12 protein-coding genes are annotated in these 12,930 nt (G+C 61.1%); 7 read left to right on the forward strand and 5 right to left on the reverse strand.

Going from position 1 to position 12,930, the window contains the following annotated elements; all coding sequences use genetic code 11:
* The first annotated feature begins 2 nt into the window (after window positions 1-2).
* From BW967_RS02555 to BW967_RS02565, 3 genes are all read left to right on the forward strand, one after another.
* The gene (locus BW967_RS02555) at window positions 3-1,649 is read left to right on the forward strand and encodes an alpha-glucosidase (protein WP_076483441.1); all 1,647 of its coding nucleotides are present in this window, start codon (window positions 3-5) and stop codon (window positions 1,647-1,649) included.
* Window positions 1,642-2,727 carry an ABC transporter ATP-binding protein gene (locus BW967_RS02560; protein WP_076483442.1) on the forward strand — a complete coding sequence of 362 codons (1,086 nt, stop codon included), beginning with the start codon at window positions 1,642-1,644 and terminating at the stop codon, window positions 2,725-2,727. Before BW967_RS02555 ends, BW967_RS02560 begins: the two co-directional genes overlap by 8 nt.
* A gap of 81 nt (window positions 2,728-2,808) precedes the next feature.
* Window positions 2,809-4,371 carry a trimethylamine methyltransferase family protein gene (locus tag BW967_RS02565; protein ID WP_076483443.1) on the forward strand — a complete coding sequence of 521 codons (1,563 nt, stop codon included), beginning with the start codon at window positions 2,809-2,811 and terminating at the stop codon, window positions 4,369-4,371.
* Window positions 4,372-4,443: 72 nt separating this feature from the next.
* Here the strand turns inward: BW967_RS02565 and BW967_RS02570 are convergent, their stop codons facing one another.
* The 5 genes from BW967_RS02570 to BW967_RS18655 all read right to left on the reverse strand — a co-directional run bounded on the left by BW967_RS02570 (window position 4,444) and on the right by BW967_RS18655 (window position 9,152).
* A complete protein-coding gene (locus tag BW967_RS02570; protein ID WP_076483444.1) occupies window positions 4,444-4,977 on the reverse strand; it encodes a hypothetical protein in 534 nt (177 codons plus the stop codon).
* A 76-nt stretch (window positions 4,978-5,053) separates the two neighbouring features.
* A complete protein-coding gene (locus BW967_RS02575; RefSeq protein ID WP_108188553.1) occupies window positions 5,054-6,373 on the reverse strand; it encodes an HlyC/CorC family transporter in 1,320 nt (439 codons plus the stop codon).
* 34 nt (window positions 6,374-6,407) lie between these two features.
* On the reverse strand, window positions 6,408-7,349 hold the full coding sequence (locus BW967_RS02580) for a site-specific tyrosine recombinase XerD (protein ID WP_076483445.1): 942 nt from the start codon (window positions 7,347-7,349) through the stop codon (window positions 6,408-6,410).
* Window positions 7,346-8,848 carry a tetratricopeptide repeat protein gene (locus BW967_RS02585; RefSeq protein WP_175610409.1) on the reverse strand — a complete coding sequence of 501 codons (1,503 nt, stop codon included), beginning with the start codon at window positions 8,846-8,848 and terminating at the stop codon, window positions 7,346-7,348. The genes BW967_RS02580 and BW967_RS02585 overlap by 4 nt, the downstream gene beginning before the upstream one ends.
* 64 nt (window positions 8,849-8,912) lie before the next feature.
* Window positions 8,913-9,152 carry a hypothetical protein gene (locus tag BW967_RS18655; protein ID WP_076483447.1) on the reverse strand — a complete coding sequence of 80 codons (240 nt, stop codon included), beginning with the start codon at window positions 9,150-9,152 and terminating at the stop codon, window positions 8,913-8,915.
* Window positions 9,153-9,375: 223 nt separating this feature from the next.
* Between BW967_RS18655 and BW967_RS02595 the strand changes: the two genes are divergently transcribed.
* The 4 genes from BW967_RS02595 (at window position 9,376) to BW967_RS02610 (ending at window position 12,903) form a co-directional block, all read left to right on the forward strand.
* A complete protein-coding gene (locus BW967_RS02595) occupies window positions 9,376-9,921 on the forward strand; it encodes a shikimate kinase (RefSeq protein WP_076483600.1) in 546 nt (181 codons plus the stop codon).
* Window positions 9,918-11,024: a 3-dehydroquinate synthase gene (aroB, locus tag BW967_RS02600; protein ID WP_076483448.1), complete on the forward strand. Its 1,107-nt coding sequence runs from the start codon at window positions 9,918-9,920 to the stop codon at window positions 11,022-11,024. The genes BW967_RS02595 and aroB overlap by 4 nt, the downstream gene beginning before the upstream one ends.
* Before the next feature lie 20 nt (window positions 11,025-11,044).
* Window positions 11,045-12,028, forward strand: a complete 984-nt coding sequence (gene dusA, locus BW967_RS02605) for a tRNA dihydrouridine(20/20a) synthase DusA (protein WP_076483601.1) — start codon at window positions 11,045-11,047, stop codon at window positions 12,026-12,028.
* A gap of 71 nt (window positions 12,029-12,099) precedes the next feature.
* Window positions 12,100-12,903, forward strand: coding sequence for a sulfite exporter TauE/SafE family protein (locus BW967_RS02610; RefSeq protein ID WP_076483449.1), 804 nt, complete (start codon window positions 12,100-12,102; stop codon window positions 12,901-12,903).
* Window positions 12,904-12,930: the final 27 nt, after the last annotated feature.

Consider the following 12,930-nt stretch of genomic DNA (forward strand, 5'->3'; position numbering starts at 1 on the left):
CCATGAACTTGCTCAACAAATCTCCTGACTGGTGGCGCGGCGCGGTGATCTATCAGATCTACCCGCGCTCGTTCCAAGACACGAATGGCGACGGCGTGGGCGATTTGCTGGGGATCGTGCAGCGCCTGCCGCATGTGGCGAGCCTTGGCGCCGATGCGGTCTGGATTTCGCCCTTCTTCACCTCGCCGATGAAAGATTTCGGCTATGACATCGCCGATTATTGCGATGTGGACCCGATGTTTGGCTCTTTGGCGGATTTCGACCAAGTGATCGCCACGGCCCATGCTTTGGGGCTGAAAGTGCTGATTGATTTGGTGCTTTCGCATACCTCAGACCAGCATCCGTGGTTCAAAGAAAGCCGTGATAGCCGCGATAATGCGAAAGCCGATTGGTATGTTTGGGCCGACCCAAAACCCGATGGCACGCCGCCCAACAACTGGCTCTCAATCTTTGGTGGCCCGGCGTGGCAATGGGACTCGCGGCGCGAACAATACTATCTGCACAACTTCTTGGTGGCGCAACCCGACCTCAATTTCCACTGCACCGAGGTGCAGCAGGAATTGCTGAGCGTGGCGAAGTTTTGGCTTGATCGCGGGGTGGATGGCTTCCGCCTCGATACGATCAATTTCTACATGCATGATGAGGAGTTGCGCGATAACCCGGCGCTGCCGCCGGCAGAGCGCAACGATCAAACCGCGCCCAAGGTGAACCCCTACAACCACCAGCGCCACATCTACGACAAGAACCACCCCCGCAATGTGGAGTTTCTGCGCAAGCTGCGCACACTGATGAACGGCTATAACGCGGCGGCTGTGGGCGAGGTGGGCGACAGCCAGCGCGGGCTAGAGATTTTGGGCGAATACACCTCGGGCGAAGACAAGATGCAGATGTCTTACGCGTTCGAGCTGCTTTCGGGCCATGAACCGCTGAAAGCGGGGTTCATCAAAGACACCTTTGAGCATTTGGAGCGCGTCGCGGGCGAAGGCTGGGCCTGTTGGGCCTATTCCAACCACGATGTCGTGCGCCATATCTCGCGTTGGGGGCTTAATCCTGCCTCCTCAAGAGTTTACACGACGCTGTTGATGTGCCTGAAGGGCTCTATCTGCCTCTATCAAGGGGAGGAATTGGGGCTGCCAGAGGCGGATCTCGCCTATGACGATCTGCAAGACCCGTATGGCATCCAGTTCTGGCCCGAGTTCAAAGGCCGCGATGGTTGCCGCACGCCGATGGTCTGGCATAAAGACGCCGCTTATGGCGGGTTTTCTTCGTCCAAACCGTGGCTGCCGGTGCCCTCGGTCCATTACCATCTCGCCCCCGATGCGGTTGAAACCGACCCGGCTGCGCTCATCCACCATTACCGCCGCGCGATCGCCTTCCGCCACCATCACCCGGCGCTGAAGGCGGGCAGCATGACCCATATCTGGGCGCATGGGGATGTGCTGAGTTTCCACCGGATTTGTGATGAAGAAGAAATCTTGTGCTTCTTCAACCTCTCGGATCACCCGGTCGATACCACTGTGCCCGCGGGCGATTGGGTGACGATTGGCGGCGAGTTGGGCTCAATCCGGCCGATGCCCGACCACACTTTGCATTTGGGGCCGTGGCAGCCCTCGCTCCTCAAGCTCAATCAAGGAGGCCGTGATGGCTGACCTAACGCTTACGGGCGTTGCAAAATCTTACGGCGAGGTCGATGTTCTGCGCGACATCAACCTAGAGATCAAAGCGGGCGAGCTGATCGTTTTCGTCGGCCCCTCGGGCTGCGGAAAATCCACGCTGTTGCGGATGATCGCGGGGCTTGAGCGGATCACCGGCGGCGATCTGACGATTGATGGCGTGCGGGTCAACGATATGCCGCCCGCACAGCGCGGCATTGCGATGGTGTTTCAGTCTTACGCGCTTTACCCGCATATGACGGTGCGCCAGAACATGGAATTCGCGCTCAAAATCGCCAAGAAATCGCGCGCAGAGATTGACGCGGCAGTGAATAAGGCCGCCGAAATCTTGCAACTCACGCCCTATCTTGACCGTTTGCCGAAGGCGCTTTCGGGCGGGCAGCGGCAACGGGTCGCGATTGGGCGGGCGATTGTGCGCGACCCGAAGGTCTATCTGTTCGATGAGCCGCTCTCGAACCTTGATGCCGCCTTGCGCGTGGCAACGCGGATTGAGATTGCGCAACTCAAAGAAGCGATGCCTGACCGCACGATGATCTATGTCACCCATGATCAGGTGGAGGCGATGACGCTGGCCTCGCGCATTGTTGTGCTGGCCAATAAAGGCATTGCGCAAGTGGGCACGCCGCTCGAACTCTATGAGCGCCCGCAAAATGAATTTGTCGCGCAATTCATCGGCTCGCCGCAAATGAACCTTTTGCCCGGCAGGGTGGTGGAAACGGGCGATGTGACCACGGTCAAGCTCGCGGATGGTGGCACGGCGCGCTCGACCGTGCCGACCCGGCCTGAGGATATGGGGCTGGTCGTCAATATCGGCGTGCGGCCCGAAGATTTGACCCGCACCGAAGGGCAGGGGCTTTTTACCGGCAAGGTGGAGATTGTGGAAGCTTTGGGGGAGGTGACGCTCCTATATTTCGGGGCGGAACCCGGCGCACCGCATGTGATTGCCAAACTCCCCGGCATTCATGCCGATTTGCGCCGCGCCAAGGTCACGCTGACCGCAGCGCCGGAAAAAGTGCATCTCTTCCACGCGGGACAGTCGCTTCTTTATCGCTGATGTCGCAATCCGCGCACGGGCACAGAGTCGCATCGGATAGAAGATTCCGAAGCCATTCAGGGCCGAGTCGGGGAGAGCGTGATGAATCAGGTCGTCGAACAACCAACCGCAAGCGCCGGGCGTCGGGCCCGTGGGGGCGGCGGTGCCGCGCGTCGTGCCGAGCGCACGGCGGTCAAATTCGAATTTGCGCGCTATATCGAGCGCAACATTCCCAATCTGGAAATCCTGAACGAAGAAGCGTTGGCGATCATCGAAGCCAATGCCGAAACGGTGCTGGAAGAGATCGGCGTCAACTTCGTTGACAACCCGGCTGCGCTCGATCGTTGGCGTGAAGCAGGGGCCGATGTGCAAGGCGAGCGCGTGCGCTTCCCCAAAGGCTTGGCGCGCGAACTGTGCAAAACCGCGCCCTCGAGCTTTGTGCAACACGCCCGCAATCCTGAGCGTAACGTCACCATCGGCGGCAAAAACCTTGTGTTGGCACCGGTTTACGGCCCGCCCTTCGTGCGTGACATTCACGGTGGCCGCCGCTACGCCACCCTGACCGATTTCCGCAACTTCGTGAAACTCGGCCAAATGTCGAAATGGGTGCACCATTCGGGCGGCACCGTTTGCGAACCGACCGATGTGGCGGTGAACAAGCGCCACCTGGATATGCTGTTCTCGCACATGACGCTTTCGGACAAACCCTATATGGGGTCGGTTACCGAGCGTTCGCGTTGCGTCGACTCGGTCGAGATGTCGAAGATCCTCTTTGGCGATGACTTCGTTGATCAGAACACGGTGATGACCTCGCTCGTGAACATCAACTCGCCGCTCACCTTCGACCCGATCATGATGGACGCGCTTGAGGTCTATGCGGCGGCGAACCAAGCCTGCATCATCTCGCCCTTCATCGTGGGCGGCGCGATGGCGCCGGTCTCTGTTGCGGGCACGCTGACCCAAGTTCTGGCCGAGGTGATGGTGGGCGTGGCTTACAGCCAGCTTATCCGCAAAGGCGCGCCGGTGATTTTCGGGGCCTTCGTGACCTCGATCGACATGAACTCGGGCGCGCCCACGTTCGGCACGCCGGAAGCTGCGCAAATCACCCTTGGCGCGGGCCAATTGGCGCGCCGCATGGGGCTGCCCTACCGCTCGGCGGGCTCGTTCAACGGTTCGAAGCTGCCCGATGCGCAAGCCGCTTACGAAACCGCCAACACGCTCAACATCGGTCTGTTGTCGGGCGTGAACTTCATGTTGCACGCTTGCGGCTGGCTTGAAGGCGGTCTGGTGGCGTCTTACGAAAAATACGTCATGGATGCCGACCAGTTGGGCGTGCTGCATCGTTTGGCGGCGGGCGTGGATATGTCTGAAAACGGCCAAGCGATGGATGCGTTGCGCGAGGTTGGTCCGGGTGGCCACTTCTTGGGCTGCGCGCATACCCAGTCGAACTTCAAAGAAGCCTTCTGGAAAACCAACCTGCTCGATTACAAACCGTTCGAGACTTGGGACGAAGAAGGCGGGCGCGACACCATGACGATCGCCGCAAAACGGGTTGAGAAAATGCTGGGCGAATACCAAGCCCCGGCGATTGATCCGGGTATCAATGAAGCCCTGGCCGAATATGTCGCGAAGAAAAAAGCCGCTGAGCCGGATGCGTTCATGTAAGCCAAGGCTGCAAGGCGAATAAAGAAAGGCGCTCCAATAGGGGCGCCTTTTCCTTTTGGGGCACGCGGTTGGTCAGCCCATCTTCAGGCTGGCCAAAATATCGACCGGGAAGTGATCTTTGATCCCGTAAAGAAACATGTCGATTTCAAGCGCAAGCTCGGCCTCAAATTCGTTGAGTTCCGTGCCGCTCCAGCGGTGGTTTTCCAGCCGGTCTTGAAAGGCGCGGCGCTCTTGTTCGGAATGCGGTTCAAGCGGGAACATTTCGGCCGCGCGCAGCAGATCAATGCGCTTGTGCACCTCGCGCATGGCCGAAAACGCCTCCATCATCACCCGCATCAGCCGTGGCTCTTGTTGCCATGTCTGACCGCCAAAGACCTCTTGCACCACTCGGTTGCCTGCACCCAAACAATCATAGGCGATGCAGCCGGGCATGCCCGCCTCATTCAGGCGATCATGGATCGCGCAAAGATGCCCCGACAGGTTCCGGCAGGGCTCGCAGGGGTTCTTGCTAAAGGCGAAGTCATTGCCCTGATCAAAGGCGAGCACAAGGCAGCACAAAGCGGCGCATTGGGAACAATCGGTCTTGAGACAATCGGCTTGGGGCATGGCGTTTGACTTTCCGCGCGGGCTGGGCGGCCTTTCTGGCGCAAAACCGCCCCGGCCTGCAAGAGGGGCGCTTGCCCTATTCCTGCGCCAAAAGCGGGCGGATTTTCAGTTGCGTGATGCGGTTGTCTTTGCGCCCAGCCACCTCAAAACGGAAGCCGTGGAAGGCAAAAACCTGCCCCACCTCGGGGATCGTTTGCGCCTCATGGATCACCAAGCCCGCCACGGTATTCGCCTCGTCATCAGGCAAGGACCAATCGGTTTCGCGGTTGAGATCGCGGATCGTCATCGCGCCTTCGACAAGGTAATCGCCGTTTTCGGTGGGCTTTAGCTGGCGCTCGCCTTTCGGGTCAAACTCGTCCGAAATCTCGCCAACGATCTCTTCGAGAATGTCTTCAAGCGTCAAAAGCCCCTTCAGATCGCCATATTCATCCACCACCAGCGCAAAATGGGTGCGGCGCTTCAAAAACTCGCGCATCTGCTCATCCAGCGGCGTGGTTTCGGGGATGAAATAGGGCTTCATCGCCACTTTCATCAGATCAAGGTCAGAGACGGAATCGAGCTTGCCATCGCCTGAGCGCAAGAAGCGTTCGACCGCGCGCAACAGGTCTTTGGAATGCAAAATACCCACCACATTTTCCCGCTCGCCCTTATACATCGGCAGCCGGGTGTGGGAGGAGGCGAGCACTTGGGCCAGCACCTCATTCGGGTCGTCTTCGGCGTCGATCATTTCCACCTGGCTGCGGTGGCGCATGATTTCCTCAACCGTGCGGTTGCCCAGATCCAGCGCGCCAAGCAACCGGTCGCGGTCGTCTTTATCCACCGCGCCTTCGGAGGCGCCGAGCGCAATGGCCCCTGCAATCTCATCTTGGAAGGTGAACATATGCTGGCTGGCATCGGTGCGCAGACCAAAGATCCACAAGATCCCGCGCACGATCATTCGCACCACGCTGACGATGGGCGCCAAGATTTTGGTCAAAAGCCCCACCGGGCGGGCCACGGCGCTGGCAAAGGTTTCCGCATTGGTGATGGCGTAAGTCTTTGGCAAAACTTCCGAAAAGATCAAAACCAAGGTGGTCATAACGAGCGTTGCCAAAGCCACACCCGATTGGCCAAAGAGCCGGGTCAGAAGTGCTGTGGCGAGCGAGGCCGAAAGGATGTTGACGACGTTGTTGCCCAAAAGCAGCGCGCCGATCAGCCGCTCGTTGTCTTCGGTAATTTCCAGCGCGCGTTCCGCCCCCTTTTCCCCCTTATCCGCGCGGGCGCGCAGTTTGGGCCGCGAGGCAGCGGTCAGCGCGGTTTCAGAGCCGGAGAAAAAGCCCGAAAGCGCCAGCAAAATCACGATGGCGGCGGCAGAGAGCCAGAAGGCGGTGTCGAGAAGGGCGGTGATGTCGCTCATGATCGCAAAAGAATGGGGGTTTGAGGGAAGATCATCAAGCCTTGCGCGCCAGCGGATGGTGCCCCAGCACCAAATCTTTCAGCCGCGCGTCAAGAACATGGGTGTAAATTTCGGTGGTGGACAGATCCGCATGCCCCAAAAGCGTTTGGATCACCCGCAAATCCGCGCCGCGCTCAAGCAGATGCGTGGCAAAGGCATGGCGCAAAACGTGGGGCGTGACGCGGGCGGGCGAAATACCCGCCGCAACAGCGATATCTTTCAAAAGCCCATGAAAGCCCTGCCGGGTCAGATGCCCTTCTTTGGCCGAAGACGGGAACAGGTAGCGCGAGGGCGGCGCGCGTTTGGCAAGGCGGGCTTCTTCTTCCGCCGCATCGCGGGTGGTGAGCCAAACGGCCAAAGCCTCCCGTGCGGGGGGCGAGAGCGGCACCATCCGTTCTTTGCCGCCTTTGCCGCGCACCAAAAGCATCGCCGGGTTTCCGCGCGCGGCGGCCACGGGCAGGGCGACCAATTCGGTGACCCGCATCCCGGTGGCGTAAAGCAGTTCCATCAGGCAGCGGTTGCGAATCTGGTCTTGCACCGTGCGTCCCTGATCGCGCCCTGCCTCCAAAAGCGCCTCCACCTCGCCGATGCTGAGCGTTTTGGGCAGACGTTTGGCCTTGCCGGGGCCAGAGATTTGCATCGCCGGGTTGTCGCTTCGCCAGCCTTCTTCATAGGCGAAGCGGAAGAATTGTTTGACCGCCGAAAGCCGCCGCGCGCGGGTGGATTTGGCCAAGCCCTCGGCCTCAAGCCGCACGATCCACGCCTCGATTTCATCGCGGGTAAGGGTCAGGATGTCGAGCTTTTTTACCTCAACAAAATCGGCGAAGTCCTTGAGATCACGTTCATAAGCCAAGATCGTGTTGCGCGCGGCTCCGGCCTCTGCCGCTTGCGCCTCAAGAAAGACAATGATCCGTTCACGCAAAGACAGGCGGATCATCCGCGCCGCTCCAGCACCATCAATTCAAGCGCGGTGCGCCTAGCCAAGCTTTCCATCCCCGCTTTGCGCAGAAGTTTCAGCCCCGTTTCCACGCGGCGCTGATCGCCCTTAGCGCCCTCGGAAATATCATCAATCGCGGCCAAAAGTGCCGCGCCCAACTGGTCGGGCACCAGTGCGGCATAGGCGGCGGGCACCTCTTCGGGCGGGGCATCAAAAACGCGTTTGAGCATCATGCCAAGCACATCGGGCGCACGCGTGCCATTGGTGTTGCCCCGCGCCAACGCCGCCAAGAAGCGGGTGGTGGTGCCGGTATCAGGCGGCGAAAGCGCGCTCATTTCAAAATCGGGCGTCAGCATCGCCATGCGGAAGGCAAGCGTTGCCGCCTCGCCCGAAAGCTGCAGGCCCGCCAAGCGTGGCACGATCATCGCGGCAAAGGGGGCTTCCAACTCTTGCGCCTGCATCTCTTCCCAAGCCTGCGGCAGCAATTGCTCCACACGGGCGCTGCGGCCATCCGACAGCGCACGGTCGAGTTCTGAAATCAGCGCAACACGCTCCCACACCCCACCCGAAGCAGAGGCGCGCTCTTGCGTGTAAAGCCCCAAAAGCTGGTTCGGGTCGATCACCCCCATGCGCGCCAGCCGTTCGGCGGCATCCAGTTGCGTTTTCCAGCCAGAGTTGGAGCGCAAATCCGCCTGCGCGAAGGCCACCGGCAGCATGGTCGTCGCCATCGGCTGGCCGATCGCCTCCATCAGCCGGAAGGTCAGCGGCGAGGGGCGCGCGGGCGGCGGCAGATCATCGGCCCCATCCGCGGCCTCATCATCCAAGAACAGTTCCAGCAGATCGGTCATTTCCGGGGTGATCTGCCCCAAAGCATGCCCGGTATTGAGGTTCAGCTCCGCATCTTCCCAATTGCCACGCCGCGCGAGGCAAAAAATGCGCGCCGGTGGCGAGGGGGCGACGGCGGGGCTTTTTTCCATGATCTCGCAGGCGCGATCTTCTTGCCCCAAAAGCAGCGCCACATCAAAGCGGCGGCGAAAAATCTCTGCATCATCGGGGTCGGCTTGTTCGAGCAAGGCCATCGCCTGTTCGAGCGCGCCAAGGTCCAACAGCCGGTCAATGCGCGCCAAGAACAGCACATCATGCCCGTTTGGGGCGCGGTTCGTGGGCGGATCAAGCTCTGCCAGCATCAGATCGAGCAAAAAGCCTTGGACCGAGGGCAGGGTATCGAGCCGCTCTTTCCGCAACGAGGTGGCAAGTTCGCGCTCAGGCGTGGTGCCCCAAAGGTTTGCAGGCAGGCCGAGCCGCGCGGCGGGCACCAGCCCCAGCCCATCGGCGCTGGGTTGATCAAGCGAATGCACCGTGACCGTTTCAACCGGCCCGGTGCCGCTGACGGGCGGCTCCCCCGGCACAGGCGGAAGCACCGCAGCGGAAGAGCCCGGCTGCATCGAGATCGGCATTGCCCCCGAAACCGAGGAAGACAGCCAATCAATTGCCGACATTGGCTCTTCTGCGGGCAGCGGTGTGGCCGCGCAGCCGAGCAATAGCGCAAAGGTCAAGCGCCGGTTATTGCCCACTCGCTGCCTCCGCAGGGGTGCTGCTTTCCGGGGCTGCGGAGGGCGCCACGGGAACCAGCGCAGCACCGGGCACAGGTTGTGCGGGCGGCGGTGGCGCAAGGCCGGGCAGGGTGACCGGGGTGCGGGTTTGCACCGGATCTGCTTCCATATCGCCAAAATAGGCATAGCCCAAAACGCCCAATGCGCCGAGCACGACCAGAATGAAAACTGCCTGAAGGATGCGCCCCATTGTCTTTCTTTCTGTTATCTCTCATCGCAATGCGCGCACGAGGCCGCCTGAAAGCCCCGCTGCGGGTGCTTTCGAATGCAGCCGAAACGTCGCGCGTGCAAGATTATATATGGCTTTTCGGGAAACTTCACGCCATTGAGGGGCGCAAAGATCACGATTGCGCAAGCTCCCGCTCAAGGCGCGCGGGACGAGGGAGGGGCGCGTGAAAGGCGAAGGGGACACGATGCCGCGTCTGCAAAAGACGATTGTGCTCGTGGGCATGATGGGCGCGGGCAAGACCGCCGTCGGCACTGCGCTGGCGCGGGCCTTGCATGTGCCGTTCCAAGACAGTGACGAGGAAATCGTCAAAGCCGCGCAGATGTCCGTCGCGGAGATTTTCGAACGCGATGGCGAGGCTTTTTTCCGCGCCCGCGAATCGGAGGTGATTGAACGGCTTTTGACCGGGGCACCGGCTGTTGTGTCTACCGGCGGCGGCGCGTTCATGTTTGAGGCGAACCGGGAGTTGATCTCGCGGCTTGGCGTGTCGTGCTGGCTCAAGGCCGATCTGGATCTGCTGTGGAGCCGGGTGAAGGGCAAAAACACCCGGCCACTTTTGCGCACCGCCGACCCGCGCGCCACGCTTTCTGGGCTGATCGAAAAACGCTACCCGATTTATGGCCGCGCGCAGGTGACGGTGGAATCCGAAGCTGCGCTGAGCATTGAGGCGATGGCGCAAAAGGTGATTGCTGCGCTGAAATCCCAACCGGGCCTGTTTGCGGAGGAACCATGAAAGAAGTGGTGAAGGTCGAGCTGGGCGAACGCGCCTATGAGGTGCGCATTGGCACCGGGCTTATTGCGCAGGCGGGCACCGAAATTGCGCCGCTGTTGCGCCGCCCGCGCGTGGCGGTGGTGGCCGATGAAACGGTGGCTGATCTGCATCTGGAGGCATTGCGCGCGGGGCTTGGTGAGATTGAAATGGTCACCTTGCGCCTGCCGCCCGGCGAAGGCACCAAAAGCTGGCCGCATTTCACCCGCACGGTGGAATGGCTTTTGGAACAAAAGGTTGAGCGCAAAGATATTGTCGTGGCCTTTGGCGGCGGAGTGATCGGCGATCTGGTGGGCTTTGCGGCCTCGGTGTTGCGCCGGGGCGTGCGATTTGTGCAAATCCCGACCTCGTTGCTCGCGCAAGTTGATAGCTCCGTGGGTGGCAAAACCGGCATCAATGCACCGCAGGGCAAGAACCTGATTGGGGCTTTTCACCAGCCAAGCCTCGTGCTGGCCGATATCGACCTCCTGGGCACGCTGACCGAGCGCGATTTTCTGGCGGGCTATGGCGAGGTGGCGAAATACGGCCTTTTGGGCGATGCCGCTTTCTTTGAATGGCTGGAAGAAAACGGGCCCAAGCTTGCCGCAGGCGATAAAGCCGCGCGGCTCTATGCGGTGAAACGCTCGGTCGAGATGAAGGCCGAGATCGTCGCGCGCGATGAAACCGAAGAAGGCGACCGCGCGCTGTTGAACCTTGGCCACACGTTTTGCCACGCGCTTGAAGCCGCCACGGGCTATGGCCAACGGCTTTTGCATGGCGAGGGCGTGGCGATTGGCTGTGCGCTGGCCTTTGAGCTTTCGCAACGGCTGGGGCTATGCAGCCAAGAGGCCCCCTCGCGCGTGCGCGCCCATTTGCGCAACATGAAGATGAAGGTCGATCTTGCTGATATCGAAGGCGAATTGCCCGATGCGGATGGGCTGATTGACTTGATGGCACAAGACAAAAAAGTGCTGGATGGCAAGCTGCGCTTCATCTTGGCGCGGGGCATTGGTGCGGCCTTTGTCATCGCCGAAGTGCCGCGCGACGTGCTGCATAAAGTGCTGTCCGAAGCACTCGCCCAGCGCTGAACCAGCTTAAGGACGCGATGATGAGCACCGATCTGCGCGAAAGTGCCCGCCTCTCTGTGGCGCCGATGATGGATTGGACGGATCGGCATTGCCGGATGTTTCATCGCACCATTTCGCGCCAAGCGCTTCTTTATACCGAAATGGTCACGGCGCCGGCGGTGATCCATGGTAAGCGCGCGCAGCTTTTGGACTATAGCCCCGAAGAACATCCCGTTGCGCTGCAACTTGGTGGCTCGGACCCGGCAGAATTGGGCGAAGCGACGCGGATTGCCGCCGATTGGGGCTATGATGAGATCAACCTCAATGTCGGCTGCCCGTCGGACCGCGTGCAATCGGGGGCCTTTGGCGCGGTTTTGATGAAAACGCCCGATCTGGTGGCGCGCTGCGTGGAAGAAATGATCAAGGCCTCCCCGGTGGAGGTCACGGTGAAATGCCGCATCGCGGTGGATGACCAAGTGGCCGAAGAGGTTCTGCCCGCGTTTTTACGCAAAGTCTCTGCCGTGGGGGTGACGCGCTTCACGCTGCATGCGCGCAAAGCTTGGTTGCAGGGGCTGAGCCCCAAGGAAAACCGCGAAATTCCCCCGCTTGATTACCCGCTAGTGCATGCGATGAAGCGGGAGTTTCCGCATCTGCACCTCAGCCTCAATGGCGGGGTCGCCAATCTGGCACAGGTGCAAGAGCATCTGGCCGCGGGCATGGATGGGGTGATGGTGGGCCGCGCCGCTTATGGCGAGCCGATGGATGTTTTGGGCGGGGCCGATGCCGCGCTTTGGGGGCAGGGCGCGGAGCGCTCGCCTTTTGACGTGGCTGAAGAGATGAAACCTTATATCGCGGCGCATCTTGCGCGCGGCGGGCGGCTGCATCAAATCACCCGGCATATGCTGGGGCTGTTCCACGGTCGCCCCGGTGCGCGCGGCTGGCGGCGTGTTTTGTCGGAAGGGGCAACCCGCGACGGGGCCGGTTTGGCGCTTTACGATCAGGCCTTGGCGCAGCTTCAGCGCTAAGATGCTGCGTTGAGATACGGCGCGCCGGGGCAGAGGAGGCCAAGGCGCGGCGGCAGGAGGGGGAGACCGGAATGACGCTTGCGTTTCTGGGGCTGGTGCTGGTTGCGGTCGGCGCCTTTGCCGGGTTGATGGCCGGGCTTTTGGGGGTTGGCGGCGGCATCGTGCTGGTGCCCGCGTTCTTTTACCTGTTTGAGGGGCTGGGTTACGGTGGGGACAACCTGATGCAGGTTTGTCTCGCCACCTCGCTTGCGACCATCATCCTGACCTCGGTGCGCTCGGTGCTGGCGCATCACCGCCGCGGCGCGGTGGATATGCAGATCCTGCGCGATTGGGCGCCGCCAATTGCACTTGGGGCCGTGGTGGGCGTGGGGGTGGTGGATCACCTCTCCACTCACAGCCTGCAAGTGATCTTTGGGGTGATGGTGCTCGCCATTGCGGGCTATATGGGCTTTGGCAAGCCCGATTGGCGGCTCTCGGATAAGCTCCCGGGCTGCCGGTTTCGGCTCAGTTTCGGGCCGCTGATGGGCTTTGTCTCGGTGCTGTTGGGGATTGGCGGCGGCTCAATCGGTACGCCGATGCTCACCTTGCATGGCGTGCCCATTCACCGTGCCGTCGCCACTTCGGCGGGCTTTGGGGCGACCATCGCGCTGCCCTCTGCGGTGGCGTTTTTGTTCACCCCCGTGCCCGATGCGCCCCCCTACACGGTGGGGGCGATCAACCTGCCTGCCTTTGGCATCGTGATTGTGATGACGCTGATCACCGCGCCGATGGGGGCCGCTTTGGCGCATCGGCTTGACCCCAAAAAACTGCGCGCGGTCTTTGTGGGGTTCTTGGCGCTGGTGGCGCTCAATATGCTGCGCAAGGCCTTGTTTTAAAAGGGCCGGGCGCCTTGCCCGGACCAA

The organism is Rhodobacter aestuarii, from assembly GCF_900156655.1.
Lineage (GTDB): Bacteria > Pseudomonadota > Alphaproteobacteria > Rhodobacterales > Rhodobacteraceae > Rhodobacter > Rhodobacter aestuarii.

What these genes read in the sequence shown, in the direction of transcription:
- dusA (WP_076483601.1), top strand. Translation starts at nt 11,045, where the DNA reads ATGAGCACCGATCTGCGCGAAAGTGCCCGCCTCTCTGTGGCGCCGATG.
- BW967_RS02570 (WP_076483444.1), bottom strand. Translation starts at nt 4,977, where the DNA reads ATGCCCCAAGCCGATTGTCTCAAGACCGATTGTTCCCAATGCGCCGCT.
- BW967_RS02610 (WP_076483449.1), top strand. Translation starts at nt 12,100, where the DNA reads ATGACGCTTGCGTTTCTGGGGCTGGTGCTGGTTGCGGTCGGCGCCTTT.
- BW967_RS02555 (WP_076483441.1), top strand. Translation starts at nt 3, where the DNA reads ATGAACTTGCTCAACAAATCTCCTGACTGGTGGCGCGGCGCGGTGATC.
- BW967_RS02560 (WP_076483442.1), top strand. Translation starts at nt 1,642, where the DNA reads ATGGCTGACCTAACGCTTACGGGCGTTGCAAAATCTTACGGCGAGGTC.
- BW967_RS18655 (WP_076483447.1), bottom strand. Translation starts at nt 9,152, where the DNA reads ATGGGGCGCATCCTTCAGGCAGTTTTCATTCTGGTCGTGCTCGGCGCA.
- BW967_RS02580 (WP_076483445.1), bottom strand. Translation starts at nt 7,349, where the DNA reads ATGATCCGCCTGTCTTTGCGTGAACGGATCATTGTCTTTCTTGAGGCG.
- BW967_RS02575 (WP_108188553.1), bottom strand. Translation starts at nt 6,373, where the DNA reads ATGAGCGACATCACCGCCCTTCTCGACACCGCCTTCTGGCTCTCTGCC.
- BW967_RS02565 (WP_076483443.1), top strand. Translation starts at nt 2,809, where the DNA reads ATGAATCAGGTCGTCGAACAACCAACCGCAAGCGCCGGGCGTCGGGCC.
- BW967_RS02585 (WP_175610409.1), bottom strand. Translation starts at nt 8,848, where the DNA reads ATGTCGGCAATTGATTGGCTGTCTTCCTCGGTTTCGGGGGCAATGCCG.
- aroB (WP_076483448.1), top strand. Translation starts at nt 9,918, where the DNA reads ATGAAAGAAGTGGTGAAGGTCGAGCTGGGCGAACGCGCCTATGAGGTG.
- BW967_RS02595 (WP_076483600.1), top strand. Translation starts at nt 9,376, where the DNA reads ATGCCGCGTCTGCAAAAGACGATTGTGCTCGTGGGCATGATGGGCGCG.